The sequence below is a fragment of the Tahibacter sp. genome, from assembly GCF_035481375.1.
In the GTDB taxonomy this organism is placed as follows: domain Bacteria; phylum Pseudomonadota; class Gammaproteobacteria; order Xanthomonadales; family Rhodanobacteraceae; genus Tahibacter.
The window spans coordinates 1-9,505 of the sequence record NZ_DATIGT010000202.1 but is presented as its reverse complement, the minus strand read 5'-3'; the positions used below and the strand labels follow the sequence as shown (position 1 = coordinate 9,505).

Sequence of the window (9,505 nt, the reverse complement as noted above, 5' to 3'; positions counted from 1 at the left end):
TCGCTGCGCAGCGTGCGCGTGTCGAGCCGCAGCAGCACCTGGTCCTTGCGGACGGTTTCGCCGACATCCACGAGGACTTCGGCGACGCGCACGCCGGACAGTTCGACACCGAGCAGCATTTCTTCCTGAGCGGCGACGCTGCCCGAGGCGGTCAGGCGGCGCTGCAGCGGCCGCGACTGCGGTGTGACGAGGTTGACGGAGAGGCTGGCGCCGGCGTCGGGCGCAGCGGCGGCTGCGGCAGACGGTTGTTCCGAGCTGCAGCCGGCGAGCAGCAGCGCGGCCACGCAGGGCGCGAGAACGATGCGCAACGGGAATCGCAGGGTCATGACGGTGACTCGTAGGGGAAAAATGGAACGTCGCCGCAGGCGTCGAACGAGGGCGGCGCGGATCGACCGGCGCGCGAACACGCGCGCTCGCGGTCAGGCGGCGAACTGGAGGCGGGCGAGTTCGGCATAGAGTCCTCCCTGACGCAGCAGTTCGTCGTGCGTGCCCTGGGCGACGATGCGGCCGGCGTCGAGCACGACGATGCGGTCGACCTGCTGCACGGTTGCGAGGCGATGCGCGATCACGAGCGTCGTGCGCCCGCGCATCAGCCGTTCGAGCGCATGCTGCACAGCGGCTTCGGATTGCGAATCGAGATTGCTGGTCGCCTCGTCGAGCAGCAGGATCGGGGCATCCTTGAGCAGCGCGCGCGCGATCGCGATGCGCTGCTGCTGGCCGCCGGACAGCCGCACGCCGCGTTCGCCGAGGTGCGTCGCGTAGCCGTCGGCCTGCGCGGCGATGAAATCGTGCGCCTCGGCGGCGCGCGCCGCGGCGATCACCTCGTCCTCGCCGGCGTCGACGCGGCCGAAGCGGATGTTGTCGAGCGCGCTCGCGCCGAAGATGACGGTGTCCTGCGGCACGAGCGCGATCGCACCGCGCAGGTCGGGCAGCGCGAGCGCGCGCAGATCCTGTCCGTCGATGCGCACGCTGCCCGACTGCGGGTCGTAGAAGCGCAGCAACAACTGGAAAACCGTACTTTTGCCCGCGCCGGACGGTCCGACCAGGGCGACGGTCTCGCCGGGGCGCACGTGCAGCGTGAAGTCGTGCAGCGCCGGCGCTTCGGGGCGCGACGGGTAGCGGAATTCGACGGCGTCGAACGCGATCGCGCCGCGCACGGGCTGCGGCAGCGCCGCGGGCGCGGCCGGCGAGGCGATCGTCGAGGACGTCGACAGCAGTTCGTTGATGCGTTCGAGCGCGCCGGCGGCGCGCTGCACCTCGCCCCAGACCTCGCTGAGCGCGCCGACGGAACCGCCGGCGATCACCGCATAGAGCACGAACTGGCCGAGCACGCCGGCCTTGAGCTCGCCGGCGAGTACCGCGTTCGCCCCGGCCCAGAGCACGAGCACGATGGCGCCGAACACGAGCAGGATCGCCAGCGTCGTGACCGCCGCGCGCGCACCGATGCGGCGCCGGCTCGTCGTCAGCGCGCGGACTATCGCGTCGCCGTAGCGCGTGCGCTCGGTAGCCTCGCGGCCATAGGCCTGTACCGCGCGCATCGCGTTCAGGGTCTCGTTCGCGACGGCCGATGCGTCGGCGACGCGGTCCTGGCTGTCGCGCGAAAGCTTCTGCAGACGGCGGCCGCTGAGCACCATCGGCACGATCACGAGCGGAATCACGAGCGCGGCATAGCCCGCGAGGCGCGGGCTCGTCCAGACCAGCGCGATCGATGCGCCGATGAAGGTGGCGAAGCTGCGCACCGCGACCGACAGGCTGGAGCTGACGACGGTCAGGACCAGTTCCGAATCGGCCGACAGCCGCGAGGTCAGCTCGCCGATGCGTGCGCGTTCGAAGAAGGCCTGGTCGAGCGTCAGCAGATGGTCGTACAGCCGCCGACGCAGGCCGGCCACGGCGCGTTCGCCGAGCAGCGTGATGCAGAAGTAGCGCGCGCCGGTCGCGATCGCGAGCACGGCGGCGACGCCGAACAGCAGCAGGAAGCTCGTGTCGATGCTGGCCGCGTTCGCGTCGGCGAAGCCGCCGTCGATCATGTGGCGGACCGCGACGGGCAGCGACAGCGTGGCCGCCGACGACAGCACGAGGAACACGACCCAGCCGACGAGCAGGCCGCGCTGGCCGCGCAGCAGCGGAAACAGCAGCGAGAGCGAGGCGAGGCGGCGCGGTTTCGGATCGGTCATCGGGAAGGTCCAGGGAAACGTGCCGCCGCACCGAGGTCGGCCATTCGGATCGTCATGGAGGCGTCATTGCCAGTTTCAATTGCGAGTCATTCGCGACGGCGCAGGACAGTGCGTCCGCGGGTCAGGTCCGCGAGCCAGGCGGCCAGCGCGTCGACGCGCGCGTCCGGAAGGGCCAGCCGCAGTGCCGCGCCGTCGGCGCCGAACGCTTCGGCGAGACAGTCGGCATCGAATTCGGACAGCCGCGACTTGAGCAGCGCGAGCTGGGCGAACGGCAGATCGAACTCGACCTCGGATTTGCGCACCAGCGGCGTGCGCGCGGCCAGCCGCAGGCACTGCGCGGTGACGCCGCCGTAGGCGCGCATGAGACCGCCCGCGCCGAGCTTGATGCCGCCGTACCAGCGCGTGACGACGGCGACGACCTGATCGAAGCCTTGCCCGTCGATGGCCTGCAGCATCGGCTTGCCGGCCGTGCCGACCGGTTCGCCGTCATCCGAAAACCGGTAGTGCTGACCTATACGATAAGCCCAGCAGTTGTGCGTGGCCTGCGGGTCGGAGATCTGTGCGAGGAATTCCAGCGCCGCTTCCGCCGTGGCGACAGGGGCGGCCTGGCAGAGGAATCGGCTCTTCTTGATCTCTTCGGATATCGAGACGGCTTGCGCGAGCGTGCTGAGCGGCGTGTTCATCGCGCCGGATTATCGACGATCGAACCGGTGACGAACGAACGCCCGAGTTCCCCTCGGCAGCGGCGGCTCAGGGATGCAGCGTGCGCAGATCGTCGGGCAGCACGTGGTCCGGATGGCGTTCGCGCAGCAGCTCGACATTCTTTATCGCGTCGGCCCTGCGTCCGGCGCGCAGCAGCTCGCGGATCTTCTTGATCCATTCGTCAGGCGCGAGGCGCGCATTGCGCTGCAGTTCGGTCTCGGCGGATTTGTCGGCATCGCCGGTTGCAACGGTGCTCGCCGGCGTCGAGGCGGCCGCCGGTGCCGGCGCTGTTTCCTGCAGCACCGGAGCCGGAGCGGCGTCGGCTGCGACGGTGCGCGACGCCGGCTTGGCGGCAAGACCGTTGCCGCCGGTGCCCTTGTCGTGGGTGACCTGGCGCGACTGCCGTGCGCGCTGTTCCTGCTGGACGCGTGGATCGGTCGAACCGGCTTCGGCGTCGAGCCCATAGTCGTCGCGACGCGTGCCGCTGGCGATCGCGGCCTTGCGCTCGACGGAGTTGTAGTCGGTCGGCGCCGTGGCCGGGAACGCCTGCGGCCGCGCGCCGCTGCTGCCGGGTGCGGCCGTTGATCGCGCGAGGTCGCGTTCGCCGTCGGCGCGGTTGCTGGCCGAGTCCGTCGCGGCGTCCGCGAGCGCTTCGCGCGCGGGTGCCGCAGCCGGCGGCTCCTGCGGCTGCGTCGTCTCGAAACGCGGGGCCTGATCTTTCTTGTCGGCGCTGGCCGCGGCCAGTTCGACCTCGCGCTTGTGCGGCGTGGCCTTCGCGGCGCGCGGCGCGGACCTGGCCGCTTCAGCCATCGGCGCGGGCTGCGCCGGCGCCGCCGCGGGGGCGGGCGGCGGCATTGGCACCGAAAGCGCCGGCGGCGGGATCGCTGCGGTTTCCGCGGTGGCCGGCTCGGGCGGCGGCACGATCGCGCTGATCGGAATGACCTCGCGCTCGCTGCGGGCCGCCGCCGGCGACGCCGGGTTCGATGCCGACGGCAAGGATTCGTTGAACGCGCCGCGCATCTGCCAGGCCAGCCCGGCGGCAAGGACGACACCCGCGGCGCTGCTCAGGCCGACGACCCAGAGCGGCCGGCGGTGCTTGTCCTTCGCATGGCGCAGCGCGTTCATGCGCTGCGGCTCCACCGCGGCGCGCGCCATCGCGAGCACGGCGGCGTCGAGCTTGGGGTCCGGCTCGCTCTGCGGCAGGCGGCGATACAGGCGCGCGAGTTCGGATTCCTCGCCAGCGAGGAACGCTTCGAATTCGCGCTCGTGGTGATTTCGATGAGTCATTCGGCAAACCTTGCGCGGATCTTCGCGAACGCATAGCGCAGACGCGATTTCACCGTTTCCTGTCCGGCCCCCGTCACTTCGGCGATTTCTTCCAGCCCGAGTCCGTTTTCCATGCGCAGCACGAACGCCGTGCGCTGCTCGTCGGGTAGGTCCTCGAGCGCGAGCTGCAGGCGGCGCCGCTGCTCGAACTCGCTGAGCACCCGTTCGGGTCGTTCGGCCTCGGGGGCATCGAGCTGGCGGAAGATCAGCTCGGTTTCCTCGCTGCCGGCCTGGGGTCTATTGCGGCGCATCAGGTCGATCGCAAGGTTGTGCGCGATCTGCAGCAGCCAGGTCGTGAACTTGGCCTCCGGCCGATAGCGCTCGCGAGCGACGATGACGCGGCTCCAGGTTTCCTGGAACAGCTCGTCGGCGCTGGCCCGTTCGCGGCAATGACGCAGGAGGAAGCGATACAGCGTGCCGCGGTGGCGGGTATACAGCGCTTCGAACGCGTGCGCGTCGCCGCGCCCGTAGGCCAGCATCAATTCTTCGTCCGTACACTCCTCCCTCATGGGGCGGCAGGTTAAGCGATACATGGGGCAACGTCATCACGTGGCATCCCCGGCGGCCGGAGTCGAGCGACTGCAACGGCGTGTACCACCGCCTGGGGTTTGACGCGGCCGCGACCTGCCGGCCCCGATACTCCAGCCCTGATACTCTGGTCGCCGCCGCACGCCGGCGGGGCCGGCGGTCGGGCACGATTCCGTTTCCCCACGCGCAACCCGGATGCTGATCATGGCCACTGAAAAAACTCCGCTACGTTCAACCGAACCGGCCGCCGTCGCGGCGGACGTGCACAACGGCAACGGCGACGCGTCGGCCAAGACGCCGGCCGAAGCGATCCATGAACTCGGCGGCGCGCTCGGCCGCGCCTGGCACGAGGCGCGCGACAGCGTCGGCGACATCGGCGCGAAGCTCGGCCAGCGTGCGCGCAACGTGCGCAGCGAAACCCGCGAGGCCGCGAGCGAAACGCGCGAGGGCCTGCAGGACGCGATCGACGAGATGGGCGAACTCGGCCAGGAAGTCGCCGAGGACGCGATCGAGCTCGGTCGCGCCGTGGGCGTCAGCGTGTCGCAGTTCGTACGCCGGCATCCGATGCGTTCGATCGCGATCGCGGCGGCGGCCGGCGCGCTGGCCGCACACCTGCTGCGCCGTCGCGGCCGCTGAGGGTGGACGAAACCGAGCAGAGCGCCGGCGCGCCGCACCGGCGCCGTCGGCGCGTGCGGCGCGGTCTGTTCAAGCGCGTCGGACGCTGGTTCGATCTCGGCGGCGAGCTGCGCGATTCGGCGATCGCGCTGCTGCGCGCCGAAGCGCGCCTGGCGCGCGCCGCAGTACCCAATGCGCTGATCTGGATCGCCGTGGTGTCGCTCGGCGGCGTGTTCTTCCTCGCGACGATCTGGGGAGCGGCGCTTCTGCTGCTGTATCAATGGACCGGCTCGATCGGCCAGGCGCTGCTCTGGCTCGGCGCGGTCAGCGCAGTCGTGCTGGCGGTCGGCAGCCTGCTGCTGCGCCACGCCGTGCGCGCGGCGAGTTTCGCCGAATCGCGCCGTCGCATTGCCTATTGGCTCGAAAGGAGCGACCTGGACGATGACCCGGATGAAGACGCTGGAACGTGAAGTCGCCTTGTCGGCGCTGCGCTTTGACGCGGCCGTGGCCGAGGTTGGCGACGAGCAGCGCGACCTGCGCCGCCTCGCGCGTGCGCTGTCGCCGAAGCTCCTGATCGGCGTCGGACTCGCGGCCGGCGTGCTGATGATCGTGCTGCCCCGGCACCTGCGCGGCAGCACGCTGATCGGCCTCGGCAAATTCGCGCTGACGCGCGTGCTGCCGCTGTTCGCCGCCGGAGACGACGACGCATGAGTCCGCCGCGCTGGTGGCAGATGCAATGGCACTGGGTTGAACCGCAGCCCGACGACGCGGCGCGGACCAGTGACGAGGAACTCATCGTCATCCGGCAGCAGCGCCAGATTGCCTCGCTGCGGCAGACCCTGATCTGGCTGTCGATGCTCGCGACGCTCGGCGCGATGTATCTGGCCAAGGGACTCGCGGTGCCGGTGCTGCTCGCGCTGTTCTTCGCGCTCTCGCTGAATCCGCTCGTCGCGAGTCTGTCGCGGCGCTGGCTGCCGCGCGCGCTGGTCGCGATGCTCGTGATGGCGGCCGGCACGACGATCGTCGCGTTCGTGTTCGTCGCCGTGGCCGAGCCGGCCCAGCACTGGATCGACCGCGCGCCGGAAGCCGCGCGGCTGCTGACGCCGCGGATGCGCGCGGTGACGCAGCAGATCGAGGCCGCCGGCCGTGCGACCCAGAACATGATGGGCTCGCGCGTCGAAGGTCCGCCGTCGCCGGTGCTGTTCGACGTCTGGGACACGGTCGCCGCCGCGCCGCGCCTGGTCGTGACGATATTCAGCATTTTTTTGCTTGTATATTTTTTTCTGGTGTATGGCGAGGCGTTGCTGCGGCATGCGATCGGACTGGCCTCGTCGGTCGCCTCGCGGCGCAACGCGTTCGAGATCGTGCGCGTGATGCAGCACGAGATGTCGCGCTATCTGTTCACGACGACGGCCATCAACACGCTCGTCGGCGTCGGCGCCACCGCGATCGCGTTCGCACTGGGCATTCCCGATCCGCTGCTCTGGGGCGTCATGGCGCTGCTGCTGAATTTCATTCCGTATTTCGGTCCGCTGTGCATGACGCTGCTGTTCGTGCTGCTGGGTCTCCTGACGTATCCGAAGATCGGCGCGGCGCTGACGCCCGCGGCGCTGTTCGCGGCACTCGTCATCGTCGAGGGGCAGTTCCTTACGCCGCTCGTGCTGGGGCGGCGGCTGAAGATCAATCCGCTGATGATTCTGCTCTGGCTGATGCTGCTCGGCTGGCTCTGGGGTGCGATCGGCATCGTCGTCGCGGTGCCGCTGCTGGTCGCGCTGAAGATCGTCTGCCAGCGCGTCGAGGGCTGGGACTGGTTCGCCCATCTGCTCGGATGACGCCGCGGCGCGCGTGCTACGATCGCGTCCTTTAGGAAGGCGTCCAATTGGCCGTCCAAACGGATAGACGATGCAGATCCAGACCAAGCTGCCGAAAGTCGGCACGACGATCTTCACGGTCATGAGCCAGCTCGCGCAGCAGCACGAAGCGGTCAACCTCGGACAGGGCTTTCCCGATTTCGACGGACCGCAGTCACTGCGCGACGCGCTGGCCGCGGCGATGAATTCGGGCAAGAACCAGTACGCGCCGATGACCGGCGTGGCTGCGTTGCGCGAACAGATCGCGCTGAAGACCGAACGGCTCTACGGCCGCAAGGTCAACGCCGACGCGGAAGTCACGGTCACCTCCGGTGCGACCGAGGCGATCTTCGCGGCGATCGCCGCGGTCGTGCGGCCCGGCGACGAAGTCATCGTGCTGGATCCCTGCTACGACTGCTACGAGCCCGCGATCGATCTCGTCGGCGGTCGTGCCGTGCACGTGCCGCTGACGCTGCCGGATTTTTCCGTCGACTGGCAGCGCGTCAAGGACGCGATCACGCCACGCACGCGCGTGATCATGGTCAACAGTCCGCACAATCCTTCGGGCGCGGTGTTCAGTGCGGCCGACCTCGACACGCTGGCGGAACTCACGCGCGGCAGCGAAATCCTCGTGATCTCCGACGAGGTCTACGAACACATCGTGTTCGACGGACTCGATCACCAGAGCGTGCTGCGTCATACGGAACTGGCCGAGCGCAGCTTCGTCGTGAGTTCGTTCGGCAAGACCTACCACTGCACCGGCTGGAAGGTCGGCTACTGCGTCGCGCCGCGCATGCTCAGCACCGAATTCCGCAAGGTCCACCAGTACCTGACGTTCTGCACGTTCGGGCCGGCGCAGTGGGCATTCGCCGACGTGCTCGCGAACGATCCGCAGCACTATCTCGACCTGCCCGCGTTCTATCAGGAAAAGCGCGACCGCTTCCGCGCGCTGCTCGCGCCGTCGCGGTTCCGCCTGCTGCCGGTCGGCGGCGCGTATTTTCAGCTCGTCGACTATTCGGCGATCAGCGACAAGGACGATCTGAATTTCTGCGAATGGCTCGTGCGCGAAGCCGGCGTCGCCGCGATTCCGGTGTCCGCGTTCTACGAGACCGCGCCCGACGCGCGGATCATCCGCTTCTGCTTCGCCAAGAGCGACGCGACGCTCGCCGCGGCGGCCGAACGTCTCGCGCGCGTCTGATACGGAACCGACCATGACCGAACCCAGGCAACCGCTGCGCGTGTCGCTCGTCCAGGGCGATACGCGCTGGCACGACGCGGCGGCGAATCGCGACTACTACGGCGGCAAGGTGCGCGCGCTGCGCGGCACGACGGATCTCGTCGTGCTGCCGGAAACGTTCACGAGCGGCTTCACGAACGAGACGCTGGGCAATGCCGAGACCATGGACGGCGAGAGCCTGCGCTGGCTGAGCGCGCTCGCGGCCGAAGCCGGCTGTGTGATCACGGGCAGTCTCGTCACGCGCGTCGGCGAGAAATGCGTGAACCGGCTCGTCTGGATGCGTCCGGACGGCAGCTTCGAGATCTACGACAAGCGCCATCTGTTCCGCATGGCGCGCGAGCACGAACGCTACGCCGCAGGCGAGCAGCGTCTCATCGTCGAATTGAACGGCTGGCGCATCTGCCCGCTGGTCTGCTACGACCTGCGCTTTCCGGTCTGGATCCGCAACCGCTACGACCGCAGCGTGTCGTGCCGCTTCGACTACGACCTCGTGCTGTTCGTCGCGAACTGGCCGAGCCCGCGCCGCTATGCGTGGCAGACGCTGCTGCGCGCACGCGCGATCGAGAACCTCAGCTACTGCGCCGGCGTCAATCGCGTCGGCACCGACGGCAACGGGCTGCACTATGCCGGCGACAGCGCCGTGCTCGATTTCCTGGGCCAGCCGCTGGTCGAACTCGGTGCGAGCGAACTGGTCGTCACGGCCACGCTCGATGCGGCCGCACTCGCTGCCCATCGCGAGCGCTTCCCCGCGTGGATGGATGCCGACGCGTTCGAACTCGGCTGAATTCTTGCGATGGCGATGCCGGGCTTTGCCTCCGGCTCACCGACGTACGTAAGCGCGGTACCGGCACCCGGGCTGGTGCTGAGCGCAGCATGCTCCGCTTCCGCTCCTGCGATTCCCGATTCTCATTCCCGACGAAGAAGGCCGCCTTTCGGCGGCCTTCTTCGTTACTCGCTTACGGCGTGGATTCGAAGCCGTTTTCGAAGATCAGATCCGGCGGAGCCGTGCGGCAGCTCTGCACCTTCACGTCGTCGACGAACCAGCCCAGCGGCGTGTCGCCGACCGAACCGTC

Annotated in this window: 10 protein-coding genes and 1 pseudogene; 6 read left to right on the top strand and 5 right to left on the bottom strand. The window is 69.1% G+C overall.

What is annotated here, in order from left to right; genetic code table 11:
* The 5 genes and pseudogenes from VLF18_RS13030 to VLF18_RS13010 form a co-directional block, all read right to left on the bottom strand.
* Positions 1-326 (bottom strand): annotated as a pseudogene (locus VLF18_RS13030) (hypothetical protein); the annotation flags it as partial.
* Positions 327-419: 93 nt separating this feature from the next.
* Entirely contained in the window at positions 420-2,174 is a 1,755-nt protein-coding gene (locus VLF18_RS13025; protein ID WP_325280062.1) for an ABC transporter transmembrane domain-containing protein, read from the bottom strand.
* Between the two features lie 86 nt (positions 2,175-2,260).
* Positions 2,261-2,857: a YigZ family protein gene (locus tag VLF18_RS13020; protein ID WP_325280061.1), complete on the bottom strand. Its 597-nt coding sequence runs from the start codon at positions 2,855-2,857 to the stop codon at positions 2,261-2,263.
* Positions 2,858-2,924: 67 nt separating this feature from the next.
* A complete protein-coding gene (locus VLF18_RS13015; RefSeq protein ID WP_325280060.1) occupies positions 2,925-4,163 on the bottom strand; it encodes a hypothetical protein in 1,239 nt (412 codons plus the stop codon).
* Positions 4,160-4,681 (bottom strand): RNA polymerase sigma factor, encoded by a 522-nt coding sequence (locus VLF18_RS13010; protein WP_325280059.1) that lies wholly within the window; start codon positions 4,679-4,681, stop codon positions 4,160-4,162. The genes VLF18_RS13015 and VLF18_RS13010 overlap by 4 nt, the downstream gene beginning before the upstream one ends.
* 253 nt (positions 4,682-4,934) lie before the next feature.
* Here VLF18_RS13010 and VLF18_RS13005 point away from each other — a divergent pair, with 253 nt between their 5' ends.
* The 6 genes from VLF18_RS13005 to VLF18_RS12980 all read left to right on the top strand — a co-directional run bounded on the left by VLF18_RS13005 (position 4,935) and on the right by VLF18_RS12980 (position 9,216).
* Positions 4,935-5,366, top strand: a complete 432-nt coding sequence (locus VLF18_RS13005) for a hypothetical protein (RefSeq protein ID WP_325280058.1) — start codon at positions 4,935-4,937, stop codon at positions 5,364-5,366.
* 2 nt (positions 5,367-5,368) lie between these two features.
* Positions 5,369-5,815 (top strand): hypothetical protein, encoded by a 447-nt coding sequence (locus VLF18_RS13000; RefSeq protein WP_325280057.1) that lies wholly within the window; start codon positions 5,369-5,371, stop codon positions 5,813-5,815.
* Complete coding sequence (locus VLF18_RS12995) at positions 5,787-6,056, top strand: hypothetical protein (RefSeq protein WP_325280056.1); 270 nt, start codon at positions 5,787-5,789, stop codon at positions 6,054-6,056. Before VLF18_RS13000 ends, VLF18_RS12995 begins: the two co-directional genes overlap by 29 nt.
* Positions 6,053-7,177: an AI-2E family transporter gene (locus VLF18_RS12990; RefSeq protein WP_325280055.1), complete on the top strand. Its 1,125-nt coding sequence runs from the start codon at positions 6,053-6,055 to the stop codon at positions 7,175-7,177. The genes VLF18_RS12995 and VLF18_RS12990 overlap by 4 nt, the downstream gene beginning before the upstream one ends.
* 70 nt (positions 7,178-7,247) lie before the next feature.
* Complete coding sequence (locus VLF18_RS12985; protein WP_325280054.1) at positions 7,248-8,393, top strand: pyridoxal phosphate-dependent aminotransferase; 1,146 nt, start codon at positions 7,248-7,250, stop codon at positions 8,391-8,393.
* A 13-nt stretch (positions 8,394-8,406) separates the two neighbouring features.
* Complete coding sequence (locus VLF18_RS12980; RefSeq protein ID WP_325280053.1) at positions 8,407-9,216, top strand: amidohydrolase; 810 nt, start codon at positions 8,407-8,409, stop codon at positions 9,214-9,216.
* The last annotated feature ends 289 nt before the right edge of the window (positions 9,217-9,505 follow it).